Origin of the sequence: Pseudomonas sp. S04 (genome assembly GCF_009834545.1) — a bacterium.
In the GTDB taxonomy this organism is placed as follows: domain Bacteria; phylum Pseudomonadota; class Gammaproteobacteria; order Pseudomonadales; family Pseudomonadaceae; genus Aquipseudomonas.
Genome location: NZ_CP019427.1, coordinates 4475234 through 4490698, shown reverse-complemented (window position 1 = coordinate 4490698; position 15465 = coordinate 4475234). Strand labels below are relative to the sequence as shown.

Below are 15465 nucleotides of genomic sequence, written 5' to 3'. Positions count from 1 at the left end.
TTCAAATACTGTTGAGTTCGGTTGCTTGAAAATTCCACTGTCGCGGAAGGCTTAACATGCCAACCGCCTTGAAATTATCTTCAACACGGAACGAGCACGCATTTTTTGCTTCTGCGTAAGTTATGAATCCAACATTGTCGTTAATTGCTACCCGCCACTTGTATTGACCGCTCAACAGAGGGAGATCTGCAAAGTCAATCGATACGGTTCCTGCGCTTGAGGACCGGTAGGCTGGAATTTTATCCATCAATGTGGTGGCGCCACATAGATATAGTTCATCATGTCTATATAAGTTGAAGACGAAACTGATTTCTTCCGGCGGTGCATCCACCAGCGCGATAAAATCAAAATTCACACGTACGGATTGTCCGGTTGTCACTGTATCCAGGGGCGTGCCTTCGGTGTCAGTCAGGCGGACATCCGTAATTCTAAACAGTTGATCTGCTGACTCGCTGCTACTCAGAGTTGTTTTAGGTGCGACGCTTTTTGGCTTGCTCGCACCTGACTCGGCAGGGTCTGAATCGACGTGACTTTCGACAGTCGCTGTTGCTTGCGTGGCAGTGAATGCAGCTGGAGTATTTTGAGCAACCTGAGCCTCCATTTCGATCATGTATTGATCGATGACTCTAGGCGCAGGACCGAACATGATCTGTTGGCCTTCTTTGAGGTACAGCGCTCTTTCGCACACTGACTTAACTTGATATTGGTCATGGGACACAAAAAGGATGGTGCAGCCACGATCACGTATTTCGTAAAATTTCGAAAGGCAACGTCGTTGGAATGCAGCATCGCCGACAGCAAGAATTTCATCTACGATCAATATTTCGGGTTCAACGTGAACAGATACCGAGAATGCAAGTCTGGCAAACATACCACTTGAGTAGTGTTTTACAGGGCTGTCGATAAACTGCCCAATGTCAGCAAAACCGGCAATTTTATCAAATCGATTATCAATTTCTTCTTTTGACAATCCAAGAATCGAGGCGCTCAGGTAAACGTTCTCGCGGCCAGTAAACTCTGGGTTGAAACCTGAACCGAGCTCAAGCAAGGCTGATAAGCGACCTTGACGCTCTACGTGGCCATGGGAAGGCGTCAGGGTTCCGCAGATAATCTGCAACAGCGTGGACTTACCGGAGCCGTTGCGCCCCACAATGCCAACGGTCTCGCCCTTCTTTACATCAAAGTTGATATCCCGCAGCGCCCAGAACTCGTCGCTGGGATTGGCAGCGCTTTTCCAGAGAATTTGTTTCAGTCTGTCTTGAGGTTTTTCATAAAGATGGTAAACCTTCGAGACGCCTGTAACTGAAATTGCCAGGTCATTAGAGGACATCAGCAAACCCCTTTCTTGTTTTCTGGAACCAGATATAACCTAGCCATGCAATGAATACTGCGCAAAGTGTGTAAATTGCCAGTCCCTGAAAGTCCGGGAGTTTGCCCCATATCATCACTTCCCGAGCTTGCTCAATGATGAAGGTCAGCGGGTTGATCATTAACCACGGGCGTACCGCTTCAGGTAATGAGGTGACGGGGTAGAAAACGGGAGAAAGAAACATTAATACGGTGGTGAAAAGCCCAATCGTTTGGGCTACGTCGCGCAAATACACGCCCAGCGAAGCGAGGAACCAGGCAGCTCCCAGTGAAAGTATTACAAGTGGTAATATTACCAGCGGTATGAATATAGCGGTCCACTGAATGAAACCATTGAAAATCAGGAACGCAACCAGTAGCACAGCGAGGCTAATCGTGGCATGAAATAATGCGACGCATATACTGATGGCAGGTAGGACTTCAATGGGAAATACAACTTTTTTTACATAGTTTGCATTGTCAAGTATCAGCTTCGGAGAGCGATTAAGAATTTCTGCAAGCAGTCCATGAACAATCATGCCTACGAACAATATTACAGCGAAGTCTGTCTTGCTATCGGTTCCTCCTGTCCCCCAGCGTGATTTGAACACGACGGCGAAAAAAAATGTGTATACCAATAGCATCAGGACTGGATTGAAAAAAGACCAGGCGAGGCCGAGCACCGATCCACGATAACGCCCGACTACTTCGCGTTTTGTCATTTGGAGGATGAGTTGGCGGTTGCGCCACAAACACGAAATCAGGGTGAATGGGGAAGTTGAATGTCTGCTGTGTGGATTGATCGGCGTAGCCTTTTGCATCGATACACTCACTTGTTGAATCCTTTGGGGGGGCTTGCTCTGCCTGCGTCAATAATCCGCGTGCATAGTTTCAGTGCAGAGCCAGTTGCCGGTATAGCAAACCACCTCACCATCCCAGCGAGGGCTGGTATAGAGCTAAAACCGTGCGGTTGGCGGGGGGCGTAGGTAGTAAATGATTCGAGCGGATCCGTCAAAAAGCTTTTGTCAATGCTAGCGTAGGGTGTGGTTGGAACCTTGGATAAGGTTTGCTTTTTCTGAATAGATACCTCCGTAGGTTGTTTCGGAGGCGATAACGCACGGGTGATACTTTCTAGGCAATACATCGTACTGACGTTAATCCGTACTGTGTTGAATTGGCTCACCAGCGGATCTCCAGATCTGCTCTCCAAAGCACCTTCGGCGGTTGTTTTTCTTGGTTGAACCATAATAGGCATTCGCCCCTTGGGAGCGATGGAATCCTAAACGTAAGGGAGCAATTGTAGCACCCTCGAATTAAGTCGTATAACCCCCCTAAATGATTCGTAACCATTGATGATTCCTGAGTTCAGCCGAGGCTTGATCCGTGCTTCTGAGGCCCGATTTCTCTAGGGAGCCAGCCCCTCGTGCGCCCGGTGCAGTAGTGAAAAAAACTATCCCTCCTCCATGGCGAGCGGCTCGCGAAAATCCGTGGACGACCTCGAAGCTCTGGCCGAGTTGGATAGCCAGAATGGCCGCGTTCGACTTGGTGTTTTTCACTTTTCTCGATGACCTTTGCCACTGAGCCGAAGGTCGATTATTTCGAAGGGAAGAGTACGCTATTACGCCAGCATTTTTTGGCCGTAAGTCGGAGCGCGTCGATGAATTTGCGACACCGTAAGTCGCGCTCTTCGGCAAAATACAATGTTCGCTAATGCCTGTTGCTGAGCGGCTTGAGGGTGAGGTGCTCACGCCAAGCCTGGTGAGACGCAAGCGCAAGCCATTCCGCCAGACCTGCCGCTCGTCGAGGTCATCCGCGAGCTGTCAAGGCATGGCTCGACCTGCGATTACCGCGAGCATGGCGTCTGACAGGCTCGGGATGTAGACGTGTGAGCGGTTTTGTGATCACCTGCTAGGTTAGTTGGAGGCGGGATCAATTTTGTTCGCAACCTTTGTCGTTGAGCGTACTGGCGGCGTACATAATCGTTTGCGACCCTCCATCGCTGGGCAATCTCTATCGTCAGGTTTACGGTGATGGGTTGGGATGTTTATGTACAATGCTGTATCAGATCCAGTAATGAGGGGCGGACTTGGCAGGTCAAGTGTTCATGGACAAATTTAGAGTTTTTTTGCTGGGACTGCCTCGTAGGCAAAAAAGACTGTTACAGGTAGCCACTGATACGGTCTTGGTTTGGTTTGCTCTATGGCTGGCCTTCATTGTTCGTCTGGGCATTGATGGCATGTACAATCCCCTGAAGGTCCATTTCTGGCTCTTCGTGTGCGCCCCCATTTTAGCCATCCCCCTTTTCGTCCGTTTTGGTATGTACCGCGCGGTCATGCGCTATTTTGGCAACGATGCGTTGATCGCCATCATCAAGGCCGTCAGCCTGTCATCACTGCTCCTTGCGGTCGTGGTCTATTGGTACAGTAACCATGAAGCCGTGGTGCCTCGTTCCATTATCTTCAACTACTGGTGGTTGAGCCTCGTCATCATTGGTGGGCTGCGTCTTTGCATGCGCCAATATTTTATGGGGGATTGGTTTACCGCTGCTCAACACGTACCGTTCACCAATCGCGACGATGGTCTGACCAAAGTGGCCATTTATGGAGCCGGTGATGCCGGCAATCAACTCGTTGCTGCGTTGCGTATGGGGCGGGTTATGCGGCCTGTCGCTTTTATCGACGATGATACAAGTATTACGGATCGCTCGATTGCAGGCTTACAGGTTTACAAGCCCAAGCATATTCAGCAGATGATCGATGTGACGGGGGCTGAAGAGATTCTTCTGGCTCTACCATCGTCTACTCGAGCGCGACGTCGAGAGATTCTCAATCTCCTGGAAGGCTTTCCGCTTCATGTTCGCAGTGTGCCGAATTTCACTGATCTCGCCAGTGGCAGGGTGACGGTCGATGACATTCAGGAGGTTGATATTGCGGATTTGCTGGGGCGCGATTCGGTTCCGGCGCAAGCTGATCTGCTGGCGCGCTGTATCAAGGGTAAGACGGTCATGGTGACGGGGGCCGGTGGTTCGATTGGCTCGGAACTGTGTCGGCAGATCTTTTCCATCGGTCCGACCACGCTTTTGTTGTTCGAACATAGTGAGTTCAATCTTTACAGCATCTTGTTTGAGCTAGAGCAGCGTATTGCCCGCGAGTCGCTGTCTGTCCGGTTATTGCCTATTCTCGGTTCCATTCGTCATCCCCATAAGCTTCTTGATGTAATGAAGACTTGGAATGTAGACACGGTCTACCATGCAGCCGCGTACAAGCACGTTCCTATGGTTGAGCATAATATCGCCGAAGGCGTGCTGAACAATGTGATTGGGACACTCAATACCGCCCAGGCTGCATTGCAGGCGGGTGTTGCTAACTTTGTACTGATCTCCACTGACAAGGCGGTACGTCCGACTAATGTGATGGGTAGCACCAAGCGCCTGGCTGAGTTGACCCTTCAGGCGCTGAGTCGCGAGGTTGCGCCGGTGTTGTTCGGCGATAAGGCCAACGTATCGCGGGTAAATAAAACCCGATTTACAATGGTCCGGTTTGGCAATGTGCTGGGGTCTTCTGGTTCAGTCATACCCCTATTCCATAAGCAGATCAAGTCAGGCGGGCCGTTGACGGTCACCCATCCGAAAATAACCCGTTATTTCATGACCATCCCCGAGGCGGCCCAACTGGTAATTCAGGCCGGCTCCATGGGGCAGGGCGGTGACGTGTTTGTGCTGGACATGGGCGAGCCAGTGAAGATTGTCGAGTTGGCGGAGAAGATGATTCATTTATCGGGTTTGAGAGTTAGATCGGAGAAAAATATTCACGGTGATATCTCAATCGAGTTCACCGGTCTTCGCCCGGGCGAAAAACTGTACGAAGAGTTACTGATTGGTGACAATGTGGCAGCTACTCAGCATCCAATGATCATGAGTGCCAATGAAGATCATCTGTCCTGGGATGTGCTCAAGGCTAGGCTAACGGAACTACTTGCTGCGGTTGAGCAGGATGACTATTCCCGGGTTCGTCAGTTACTGCGTGATACAGTCAGTGGCTACACACCGGATGGTGATATCGTCGACTGGATTTATCAGCAACGTCGCCTCGATCCCTGATTCCCGTATGTGCAACTATACCGTTGGAAACGGCGGGTTGTTTGCCAGGAGGGTTGTTGAGGAGTAATTAAAGTTATTGTTTTAGTTAGGTGAGCGCGAACGGGATGGTCATCCAACAATGGCCGGAACTAAAAAATACCCAACATTGAAGCATGCTGGGTATTTTCGTTATTGTCTGAATGTGAAGCGATGTGTTTGATCAAAGCAGAACTTTTTGTCTTTCTCTTCCGACCGTCAGTAAACTTGCATACAAGATGCAAGGTCTTTCCGCCCATTGCCCCTTTATCGAGAATATGAGAGGAGGTGGGCGGTTGATTTGAACACCTCAGAGTTTTCACGTTATTAGGCGTCAAGGTTTTCAAGAGTTCAAAAAAACTCTTTACCCAGCAACCGTGCCAGCCCCAACTTCATAGGTGTCTGTTCGGGGAGCTGAAATCTTTCAAGCAGCCGCTGGTTGTTAGCCCGCGAGTGGCGAATATCTCCAGAGCGCGCGGGGCCATAACTCACTGGTGGCAGCCCTCCTAGTACCTCGGACAATGTTTCCAGCATTTGCTTGAGTGTGGTGGCTTGATTCATTCCGACGTTGATTGCGCCCACTTCGACCTGCGGTGCTTCGATGGCCTGCACCAATACTTTTACCAAGTCTTCGACATAAACAAAGTCTCGGGTTTGTTCGCCGTCGCCGAAGACGGTGATCGGCAGACCTTTCTGTGCCCGTTCGCTGAAGATGCTAATCACCCCCGAGTACGGTGAAGAGGGGTCCTGGCGAGGGCCGAAGATGTTGAAAAAACGGAACATGACTGGCTCAAGGGCGTGCTGGCGGCGGTAGAAGTCGAAGTAATACTCGCTCGCTAGCTTGTCCGAGGCATAGGGTGTTAATGGCGCCTTAGGCGTCTCCTCGTCGATAGCTTGGCCTTCTCCATTGTTACCATATACCGCGGCACTCGAGGCAAATACCACGCGTTTGACGTCTGCCAGGCGCATGGCTTCGCAGACGTTCAAGCTACCGATGAAATTGCTCTGGTGTGTGCGTACTGGATCATCCACTGAGGCTTGGACTGAAGCTACCGCGGCTAAATGCACAACCGCCCGACAACCGATCATGACCTGTGCAACCAAGGCAGCGTTGGCGACATCGCCTTCGACGAATTCGACGAGAGGGTTTTCTTGCGGCAAGTTGCTGCGCTTTCCGGTGGACAAGTCATCGAGAACGCGCACTGCATAGCCCTTGGCCAGCAAAGCATCGGTCAGATGGGAGCCAATAAAACCGGCTCCGCCGGTGATTAAAATAGGGGCATTAGCCATGATGGTAAACCTATCAAATGATGTCGGGGTTTTGTGCCGTGAGCACAGCGGGTGCCCTGAGATGCGCAGTTTTGCAGGCGAAGCCAGATACAAAGGCTCTTGGGTGGTGTGGGGCGGTAGTATTTTCTAATGCACAGCCAATGTAAGTGTCCCATAACGACGCTACGCAATCGAGTTGTGTTTGTGCTCGGGTAGTCGTCGTACGTTTGTTTTCCCAGGTTCAGGTCAATGGGTGCCAGCGCTATGCTGACACGCCGGTAGAGTTGAGTTTCACTCGCTTTGTACCTTTAAAAACGTTTGCAGCAGTGCGTAGGGTTTGGCACTGCCCGAGGTCGCTTTGATTTTAGTGTCTATGCTGGGCTGAGACACTCAAATCAGCGGGGGTCATCAAAAATAAGTCTACCGGTTTGCTCCCAGGAAAAAACGCAACGAAGAGTTGCGACAACATTGTGGCGACTCAGCCCCATTGAGCATGACCATCTACCCTGGGATGTGTTTAAGGTTTGATGGACGGAGTTGCTGACTACTGCGGATCAAGACGATTACGCCCGAGTTCGTCAGTTGCTGCGCGAAACCGTCAGCGGCTATACCCCGGACGGGGAAATCGTCGATTGGATCTACCAGCAACGCCGCCTTGAGCCCTGATGCTACATACTCTGCAACGCACACATTTTTGACAGACGCCCACCATGACCTAGGTTTGGGAAGCAGCTTTGGAAAAGCTGCTTCTCTCTCAACGAAGTCATGGAGCGTCACTTATGCGTACAGGTTACTTCCACTCTCTGGTTTTCGCCCTGTTGACCAGTCTCTCAGCTGCAGCCATCGCTGCTCCCGCCCCTAAACTCGAAACGGTTCCAGCGCCTGCAACGATGCCAGTGGCATCTTCTGAGATGGCGGCCAAGATAGATCTGAACAAAGCCGATGTGGCTACTTTGCAGCGCGACCTCTCCGGAATCGGCGAAGCCAAAGCCAAAGCTATTGTTGCGTACCGTGACAGCAATGGTTCGTTCACCTCGGTGGATGAATTGTTGGAGGTCAAGGGCATCGGCAAGATGCTCCTGGACAAGAATCGCGACCGGCTGGAAGTGAACTGATACCCGAGTGCCCGTGATGAGGCCGGTCATTGACCGGCCTTTTTTGTCTGCGTAATTGAACACTGGCAGGTAAAGGGAACGCTCCGGAATCGACGGTAGTGCCATTCCGGCAGAGATGGTCATGGAAGCAGGGGAGATGGTTGACGCTGCCTTGTCGGGTTTCGACCAAGGGGAATTGATCTGCATTCCTTCGCTACCTGATGCCGCAGACTGGGATGGGTTTGTTACCGCGCGTCACGCATTGGCGCCGAACCTGTCGAGAAACGTCGCCGCCGCACGTTACAAGTAGGGCAGGTTTACTCCGCCAGCTTGTTCAGATGCTCGCGCGTGACATCGAGAATTCGCTGGGCCAACTCCGGGCTTTCGACGCTGCGCGACAGCAAGAGAGCGCCGACCAGGGTCGACATGATGATCAGGCTCTGGTCGGCCGCATCCTCGCTGCCCAGGGCGTGCTCAACCTGCTGCAGGCGTGCATTGAGCACGATATCGCTGGTGGGGCTGGCTTGACCGCGCAATCCCAGTTCAGACGACATGGTGGGCAGTGGGCAGCCCTCATGGGGAGAGGTCTTGTGCCATTCGGACAAGTAGGTGTCGATAAAGGCCTGGAGGGGGCGCTCTTGCGCAAACAGCGCTGCACAACGCTCACTGACTTCTTCCCCCGCGGCTTGCAGGGCCTTTTCAACCAGTTCGTCCTTGGATTTGAAGTGTGAGTAGAAACCGCCATGGGTTAGCCCCAGGGCCTTCATCAGGGGTTGCAGGCCAGTGGCAGCGATTCCGTCGCGGCGAAAGCGTGCGGCTGCTTCCTTGATGATGCGCTGATGAGTCTGGGCTTTATGGTCCTGCGAGTAGCGCATCGTTAATCTCCACGGCAATGCGCCATATTAACCAAGCTAAATGGAATGGTGACTGTACTTCTATTTCGAAAAAGCATGCAGATGCGTCCAGATTCGCCTTACTGACGATAAGTAGCTGGCACGAATAGTGATTACTCATTCCCAGAAGATTGTTCAACAATCCGCAGGTGATGAGTATGAGTGATGGACTGTCCCTGGCTGACCACATCACATTGGAGCTGCGCGCCGATATCATTGGCGGGCGCTTGCTGCCGGGCAAGGCGTTGATCGAGGCGGACCTGGTGCTGGCTTACAACGCCTCGCGCAACACTATTCGCGAAGCCCTGCACCGCCTGGGGCAGGAAGGCCTGACGCGCTACGTACGGCACAAAGGGGTGATGGTCCGCCAGCCCGGCGCCGATCAGGTGCGCGACCTGTTCCAGGTGCGACGTACCCTTGAGTTGCAGGGGATCGCCGCCAGCCGTCCGCTGCGCGAGCAGCAATCGAACTCCATGCACGAGGCCATCGAGGCCGTGCAGTTGGCCCGTGATCGGGAGGACTGGCGAGCCGTCGGTACCCACAGCCTGCATTTTCACCAACTGATTGTCGGGTTGCTGGGCAGCCCGTTGCTCGACGAGTTCTTCACCAACGTCGTCGCGCAATTGCGCCTGGTGTTCAGCGCGGCGCCTGATGAATCCAGGTTCCAGGCACCGTGGCTGACGCGTGATCGACTGATTTACCAGCACCTGATCGAGAACGACCGTCCGGCCGCCATCGAAGCCCTGAACTCTTACCTGGACGACTCCGAGCAGCAACTGCTCGAGGTATTCAACCCTGGCTCGCGCCACTGATCGAGGAATCACGCCATGTACAAAGACTATCCCGCGGCCTACCAGGTCAGTAAGGGTTCGGCATTGCAGGTCGATACCGCGTTTTATCAGCGAATTCGCGACACCCCGGATGGCCGCACGCTAATCGAGCAGTTCGAGGTGCCCATTCGTACCGGTCGCGCCTGGCATGTTCCCGCCGGCCATGTGTTTCGGGTGACCACGCCGGTGGGACCGCAGGTGGGGGATTTTAACGTGTGGAATGCCAACGATCCGCGCGAGCGCTTATGGGCGGCCCGGACCCGGCAGTTGCAGGGGGCCCATGTCAGCACCCACGACCGGCTCTGGTCAAACCTGCCGTTTCTCAGGCCTCTGGTGACCATCACCGACGATAGCCTGGCCGACTATGGGATCGACGAACACGGCGGCCGCCTGCATGACTTGCTGGGCACGCGCTGCGATCCCTACGTGAACAAGATGCTCACCGGCGAAGACTTTCACCATCACTGTCATTCCAACCTGACCCGTGCGGTGCTGCCCCATGGTTTGACCGAGTTCGACGTGCATGACGTGCTGAACATCTTCCAGTGCACAGGCCTGAACCACGATGACCTGTATTTCATGAAAGCCTGTCCGGCTCGCAAAGGCGACTACCTGGAATTTTTTGCCGAGATCGATCTGTTGTGCGCGTTGTCGACGTGCCCGGGCGGGGATTTGTCGCTGGCGATGTGGGGGCCGGACGCCCAGGACCCGTTGAGTGTATGTCGGCCACTGGGGGTGGAAATCTATAGGCTGGACGATGATTTGCTGCAAGGCTGGAGTCAGCCTGAACGGGCTGCGTACAAAGGCTTGCACGGGCTGCAGACTGCCAAGGCGGATTGGCAGGAGTAGGGCGGGTGCCGGCCGGGACGCATAATTACAAAATCCCGGCCGGCGCCAGGGTCAACGATCCTGAGCGTCCTTGGCGTCCATTTCCGCGTTACGTTCAGCCACGCGTTTACGTTGCTCATCGGTCAGCTCGACCTTGTTCGCGGTGTCGCGCAACATCATCAGACCACCGACGATCGAACCGATCGCAACCACCAGAATCAACCAGGCATACCAGGGCATAGGGCTCTCCTTAAGGGCAGGCATCGAGGCGAACGGTTTCGCGTCAATGTCGTGCATATCCACTTTGAGTCTCAACGATTCTCCGTGGTTCCATTCTAGGCCTGTTGCGCCAGGTTCACCTGACCAACATCGGTTCAGCGCAGCGAGCGGGTTTCAATCGAATACCTGGGCGTCCTTGAACCAAGCACCTGCCTGATCCTTGGCGGAGAGTTGCGGCGCTTCATGCAGTTGCCAGTCGATCGCCAGGTCCGGGTCGTCCCAACGAATACTGCGCTCGGCCGCAGGGGTGTAGTAGTCGGTGGTCTTGTAGAGAAACTCGGCGAACTCACTCAGCACCACAAAACCGTGGGCGAAACCTTCCGGCACCCACAGTTGGCGATGGTTCTCGGCGGACAAGCGTACCGCGACCCATTTGCCGAAGTGTGGCGAGCTGCGGCGAATATCCACGGCAACGTCCAGTACCTCACCCGCCGTTACACGCACCAGCTTGCCCTGGGTGTTTTCCAGTTGGTAATGCAGGCCGCGCAACACGCCTTTTTGCGAGCGTGAGTGGTTGTCTTGAACGAACTGGGTGTCCAGGCCTGTCGCCTGGGCAAAAGCCTTCGCGTTGAAACTCTCGTAAAAGAACCCACGTTCGTCACCGAAGACCTTCGGTTCGATAATCAGAACACCCGGCAGATCGGTGTTGACTACATTCATCATGTTCTCCAGCAATAGACGGCGATGGTTGGCATTCTCGCCCGAAGTCACGGTCATGTGCGAGGGTAAATGCGCAAGGTCCCTCGCTTGACTTGCGATAAAGCCGGCAGCCCTCCCGCCAATCGAGGCCAGACCCCGGCTCAAGCGCACTCTTTACGGTTTTTTTACGTCCCGCCAACCCCCCTGATCTCGTTCCTTTACGCCCTCCTTGCCGACAATCACTGCACACGCGGCAACACGCCGTAACTCGGAGAAATTCAATGAACATTCTGGACGGGGTGTCCCTGCTGCTGGCGGTGGGACTGTTCATTTATCTATTGGTCGCGTTGTTGCGCGCGGACCGGAGCTAGGAGCGGCTATGCACAGTTATGACTATTGGCTGATCCTGGCCTTTTTCGCCCTGGTGCTGATTCCCGCACCGTTCCTGGGACGCTTCTACTACAAGGTCATGGAGGGTCAGCGCACCTGGTTGTCGCCGATCCTCGGGCCAGTGGAGCGTGGCTGTTATCGCGTAGCCGGGGTTGATCCGCACAGCGAGCAGAGCTGGCAGAAGTACACCCTGGCCTTGCTGGCGTTCAACCTCGCGGGCTTTTTGCTGTTGTTCGCGATCCTGCTGTTGCAGAACTACCTGCCGCTCAATCCGCAGAATCTGCCGGGGCAGGAATGGACCCAGGCATTCAATACCGCCGTCAGCTTCATGACCAACACCAACTGGCAGTCCTACAGCGGTGAAGCGACCCTCAGTTACCTGAGCCAGATGGTCGGCCTGACCGTGCAGAACTTTGTCAGCGCCGCCACCGGCCTGGCTGTGCTGGTTGCGCTGTGCCGTGGTATCAGCCGCAAATCGGCGCAAACCCTGGGCAACTTCTGGGTCGACATGACCCGCGCCACGCTCTACGGCTTGCTGCCGCTGTGCTTGCTGCTGGCGCTGTTTCTGGTCTGGCAGGGCGTGCCGCAAAGCTTCGCGCAGTATGTGAATGCGCTGACGATGCAAGGTGTCGATCAGGTGATTCCACTGGGCCCGGCCGCCAGCCAGATTGCGATCAAGCAACTGGGCACCAACGGCGGTGGCTTCTTCGGCGTCAACTCTGCGCATCCGTTCGAGAACCCGACGGCCTGGAGCAACCTGTTTGAAGTCAGCTCCATCATTCTGATCCCGGTGGCCCTGGTGTTCACCTTCGGCCATTACGTCAAGGACCTGCGCCAGAGCCGGGCGATCATCGCCTGCATGCTCGCGCTGTTCCTGATCGGTGGTGCGGTGTCGCTGTGGGCTGAGAACCAGCCGAACCCAACCCTGAACAACGCCGCCGTAGAACAAACCGCGCCGCTGGAAGGTAAAGAAGCACGCTTTGGCACCACCGCGACCGTACTTTGGTCAGTGACCACCACCGCAGCCTCCAACGGGTCGGTCAACGGTATGCACGACAGCCTCAACCCGTTGAGCGGCATGATTGCAATGATCAACATGATGGTCGGCGAAGTGATTTTCGGCGGTGTCGGCGCCGGTCTCTATGGCATGTTGCTCAACGTGCTGATCGCGGTGTTCCTCGCCGGGCTGATGATCGGGCGCACCCCGGAGTACCTGGGCAAAAAGCTGCAAGCCAAGGAAGTCCAGTTGCTGGTGGTGACCTTGCTGGTAATGCCGGTTGGCGTACTGGTGCTCGGTGCTCTTGCGACGAGTCTGTCAGGCCCTGCGGCCACCATCAGTAATCCTGGCCCCCACGGTTTCAGCCAATTGCTGTACGCCTACACCTCGGCTAGCGCCAACAACGGTTCGGCCTTTGCGGGTCTGGGCGCCAACACGCCATTCCATAACCTGATGCTGGGCCTGGGCATGTTGATCGGTCGCTTCGGTTACATCCTTCCGGTACTGGCTCTGGCTGGCAGCCTGGCGATGAAGAAAAGCGCGCCTGTCGGCCAGAACAGCTTCCCGACCCATGGTCCGCTGTTCGTCACCCTGTTGACCGTAACCATATTGCTGGTAGGTGGCCTGACGTTCCTGCCGAGCCTGGCGCTGGGCCCTATTGCTGAACACTTGAGCCTGGGCTTCTGAGCCACTTTATAGGAGCTGGATGATGAATATGCCCGCAACCAAACCCGTGGCCGCCAAGGCCCCGGAGCAACCGAAAACCGCGATCTCGGCCCTGTGGCGGCCGGCGCTGGTGCAAGCCTTCGTCAAGCTCGACCCGCGCCAGCTCAAGCGCTCGCCGGTGATGCTGGTGGTCGAACTCACGGCGATCCTCACCACCGTCTTGTGCTTCATCCCGGACACCGCGGTGTCGACCTTTGTCGCCGCGCAAATTGCCCTGTGGCTGTGGTTCACCGTGCTGTTCGCCAACTTTGCCGAAGCCCTGGCCGAAGGTCGGGGCAAGGCCCGCGCTGACAGCCTCAAGGCCGGCAGTGAAGGCCTGAGCGCGCGTCGCAAGAAGGCCGATGGCAGCTTTCAGGTAGTGCCCGCCGCCAGCCTGCGCAAAGGCGATGTGGTGCGCGTCGAAGCCGGGGAAATGATCCCGGGGGACGGTGAGGTGATCGAAGGCATCGCCGCGGTCAACGAGGCGGCGATTACCGGCGAGTCCGCCCCGGTGATCCGTGAATCCGGGGGGGATCGCTCGGCGGTCACCGGCAACACCCGGCTGGTGTCAGACTGGCTGCTGGTGCGCATCACCGCCAACCCGGGTGAGTCGACCCTGGACCGGATGATCGCCCTGGTCGAAGGTGCCAAGCGCCAGAAAACCCCGAACGAAGTGGCGCTGGATATCCTGCTGATCGGCCTGACCATGATTTTCCTGGTGGTGGTCGTGACCTTGCAGCCCTTCGCCCACTTCGCCAATGGCAACCTGCCGCTGGTGTTCCTGGTGGCGCTGCTGGTGACGCTGATTCCCACCACCATTGGTGGCTTGCTGTCGGCCATCGGGATTGCCGGCATGGACCGCCTGGTGCGGCTCAACGTGATCGCCAAGTCCGGCCGTGCCGTGGAAGCGGCGGGTGACGTGCACGTGCTGTTGCTGGACAAGACCGGCACCATCACCTTCGGCAACCGGCGTTGTGCGGCCATCTATGCGGCGCCTGGGGTCAGCGCCAAGGAACTGGCCGAAGGCGCATTGTTCGCCTCGTTGGCGGACGACACGGCCGAAGGCAAATCGATTGTCGAGTACCTGCGCGGACTTTATCCACAGCCTGAACCTGCCGCCGAAGCAGTGACCGCTGTGCCATTCAGCGCCGAAACCCGGTTGTCCGGGGTCGATTATCAAGGACGCGTCTATCGCAAGGGCGCGGTGGATTCACTGCTGGCCTTTATCGGTCAGAGCCGTGCCGACCTGCTGCCGCCGATGGCGCGGGAAATTGACAAGATCGCCCAGAGCGGCGGCACGCCGTTGCTGGTGTGCGCCGAGGGTCGGTTGCTGGGCGCGATCCACCTCAAGGACGTGGTCAAGCCGGGGATCCGCGAGCGTTTTGCCGAGCTGCGCAAGCTGGGGATCCGCACTGTCATGGTGACCGGCGATAACCCGCTGACCGCGGCGGCGATTGCTGCGGAGGCAGGCGTCGATGATGTGCTGGCCGAAGCTACGCCCGAGAAAAAGCTGGCGCGCATCCGTCAGGAGCAGAACGACGGCCGCTTGGTGGCCATGTGTGGTGACGGCGCCAACGACGCCCCGGCGCTGGCCCAGGCGGACGTCGGCATGGCCATGAACGACGGCACCCAGGCCGCACGTGAAGCGGCGAACATGGTCGACCTCGACAGCGACCCGACCAAGCTGCTGGATGTGGTGCAGATCGGCAAGGAGTTGCTGGTGACACGTGGGGCGCTGACCACTTTTTCCATCGCCAACGACGTGGCCAAGTATTTCGCCATCCTGCCGGCACTGTTCGCGGCGATTTATCCACAGCTTGGGGTGCTCAACATCATGCACCTGAGCAGCCCGCAGAGCGCGATCCTCTCGGCCATTGTGTTCAACGCCCTGATCATCGTCGCGCTGATTCCGTTGGCGTTGCGTGGCGTGCGGGTACAGGCCGCCAGCGCCGCCCACCTGCTGCGCCGCAACCTGCTGATCTACGGCGTGGGCGGGCTGGTGGTGCCGTTTGCGGGCATCAAGTTGATCGACCTGCTGCTGACTGCCTTGCATCTGGTGTAACGGAGCTGCGCCACGCCT

13 protein-coding genes and 2 pseudogenes are annotated in these 15465 nt (G+C 55.9%); 9 read left to right on the top strand and 6 right to left on the bottom strand.

Annotation, left to right across the window (positions count from 1 at the left end):
- Window position 1: 1 nt before the first annotated feature.
- Together PspS04_RS19825 and PspS04_RS19820 are read right to left on the bottom strand one after the other, a co-directional pair.
- Window positions 2-1330 (bottom strand): ABC transporter ATP-binding protein, encoded by a 1329-nt coding sequence (locus tag PspS04_RS19825; RefSeq protein ID WP_159997336.1) that lies wholly within the window; start codon window positions 1328-1330, stop codon window positions 2-4.
- Window positions 1320-2168, bottom strand: a complete 849-nt coding sequence (locus tag PspS04_RS19820) for an ABC transporter permease (protein WP_159998888.1) — start codon at window positions 2166-2168, stop codon at window positions 1320-1322. The genes PspS04_RS19825 and PspS04_RS19820 overlap by 11 nt, the downstream gene beginning before the upstream one ends.
- 1283 nt (window positions 2169-3451) lie before the next feature.
- Between PspS04_RS19820 and PspS04_RS19815 the strand changes: the two genes are divergently transcribed.
- Window positions 3452-5446 carry a polysaccharide biosynthesis protein gene (locus PspS04_RS19815; RefSeq protein ID WP_159997334.1) on the top strand — a complete coding sequence of 665 codons (1995 nt, stop codon included), beginning with the start codon at window positions 3452-3454 and terminating at the stop codon, window positions 5444-5446.
- Between the two features lie 366 nt (window positions 5447-5812).
- On the opposite strand, the gene PspS04_RS19810 is transcribed toward PspS04_RS19815, so the two are convergent.
- Window positions 5813-6751 (bottom strand): NAD-dependent epimerase/dehydratase family protein, encoded by a 939-nt coding sequence (locus tag PspS04_RS19810; RefSeq protein WP_159997332.1) that lies wholly within the window; start codon window positions 6749-6751, stop codon window positions 5813-5815.
- A gap of 380 nt (window positions 6752-7131) precedes the next feature.
- Between PspS04_RS19810 and PspS04_RS28135 the strand changes: the two are divergent.
- The 3 genes and pseudogenes from PspS04_RS28135 to PspS04_RS27875 form a co-directional block, all read left to right on the top strand.
- Window positions 7132-7396: pseudogene (locus PspS04_RS28135) on the top strand (polysaccharide biosynthesis protein); the annotation flags it as partial.
- Window positions 7397-7509: 113 nt separating this feature from the next.
- Entirely contained in the window at window positions 7510-7845 is a 336-nt protein-coding gene (locus PspS04_RS19805; RefSeq protein ID WP_159997330.1) for a ComEA family DNA-binding protein, read from the top strand.
- A gap of 76 nt (window positions 7846-7921) precedes the next feature.
- Window positions 7922-8134: pseudogene (locus PspS04_RS27875) on the top strand (SDR family NAD(P)-dependent oxidoreductase); the annotation flags it as partial.
- 7 nt (window positions 8135-8141) lie between these two features.
- Here PspS04_RS27875 and PspS04_RS19795 read toward each other — a convergent pair.
- Window positions 8142-8699, bottom strand: coding sequence for a TetR/AcrR family transcriptional regulator (locus tag PspS04_RS19795; protein ID WP_095168059.1), 558 nt, complete (start codon window positions 8697-8699; stop codon window positions 8142-8144).
- Window positions 8700-8875: 176 nt separating this feature from the next.
- On the opposite strand from PspS04_RS19795, the gene PspS04_RS19790 reads away from it, so the two are divergent.
- Together PspS04_RS19790 and PspS04_RS19785 are read left to right on the top strand one after the other, a co-directional pair.
- Window positions 8876-9529 (top strand): GntR family transcriptional regulator, encoded by a 654-nt coding sequence (locus PspS04_RS19790; RefSeq protein ID WP_159997328.1) that lies wholly within the window; start codon window positions 8876-8878, stop codon window positions 9527-9529.
- A 15-nt stretch (window positions 9530-9544) separates the two neighbouring features.
- Window positions 9545-10396 carry an urea carboxylase-associated family protein gene (locus PspS04_RS19785; protein WP_159997326.1) on the top strand — a complete coding sequence of 284 codons (852 nt, stop codon included), beginning with the start codon at window positions 9545-9547 and terminating at the stop codon, window positions 10394-10396.
- A 51-nt stretch (window positions 10397-10447) separates the two neighbouring features.
- On the opposite strand, the gene PspS04_RS19780 is transcribed toward PspS04_RS19785, so the two are convergent.
- Together PspS04_RS19780 and rfbC are read right to left on the bottom strand one after the other, a co-directional pair.
- Window positions 10448-10615 carry a DUF2897 family protein gene (locus PspS04_RS19780; protein WP_071554261.1) on the bottom strand — a complete coding sequence of 56 codons (168 nt, stop codon included), beginning with the start codon at window positions 10613-10615 and terminating at the stop codon, window positions 10448-10450.
- 153 nt (window positions 10616-10768) lie between these two features.
- Window positions 10769-11314, bottom strand: coding sequence for a dTDP-4-dehydrorhamnose 3,5-epimerase (gene rfbC / locus PspS04_RS19775; protein WP_159997324.1), 546 nt, complete (start codon window positions 11312-11314; stop codon window positions 10769-10771).
- Between the two features lie 260 nt (window positions 11315-11574).
- Here rfbC and kdpF point away from each other — a divergent pair, with 260 nt between their 5' ends.
- From kdpF to kdpB, 3 genes are read left to right on the top strand one after another with little or no spacing between them, the layout of a single operon-like run.
- Window positions 11575-11664 carry a K(+)-transporting ATPase subunit F gene (gene kdpF / locus PspS04_RS19770; protein WP_095168066.1) on the top strand — a complete coding sequence of 30 codons (90 nt, stop codon included), beginning with the start codon at window positions 11575-11577 and terminating at the stop codon, window positions 11662-11664.
- Window positions 11665-11672: 8 nt separating this feature from the next.
- A complete protein-coding gene (kdpA, locus tag PspS04_RS19765; RefSeq protein ID WP_095168067.1) occupies window positions 11673-13367 on the top strand; it encodes a potassium-transporting ATPase subunit KdpA in 1695 nt (564 codons plus the stop codon).
- A gap of 22 nt (window positions 13368-13389) precedes the next feature.
- Window positions 13390-15447 carry a potassium-transporting ATPase subunit KdpB gene (kdpB, locus tag PspS04_RS19760; protein ID WP_159997322.1) on the top strand — a complete coding sequence of 686 codons (2058 nt, stop codon included), beginning with the start codon at window positions 13390-13392 and terminating at the stop codon, window positions 15445-15447.
- Window positions 15448-15465: the final 18 nt, after the last annotated feature.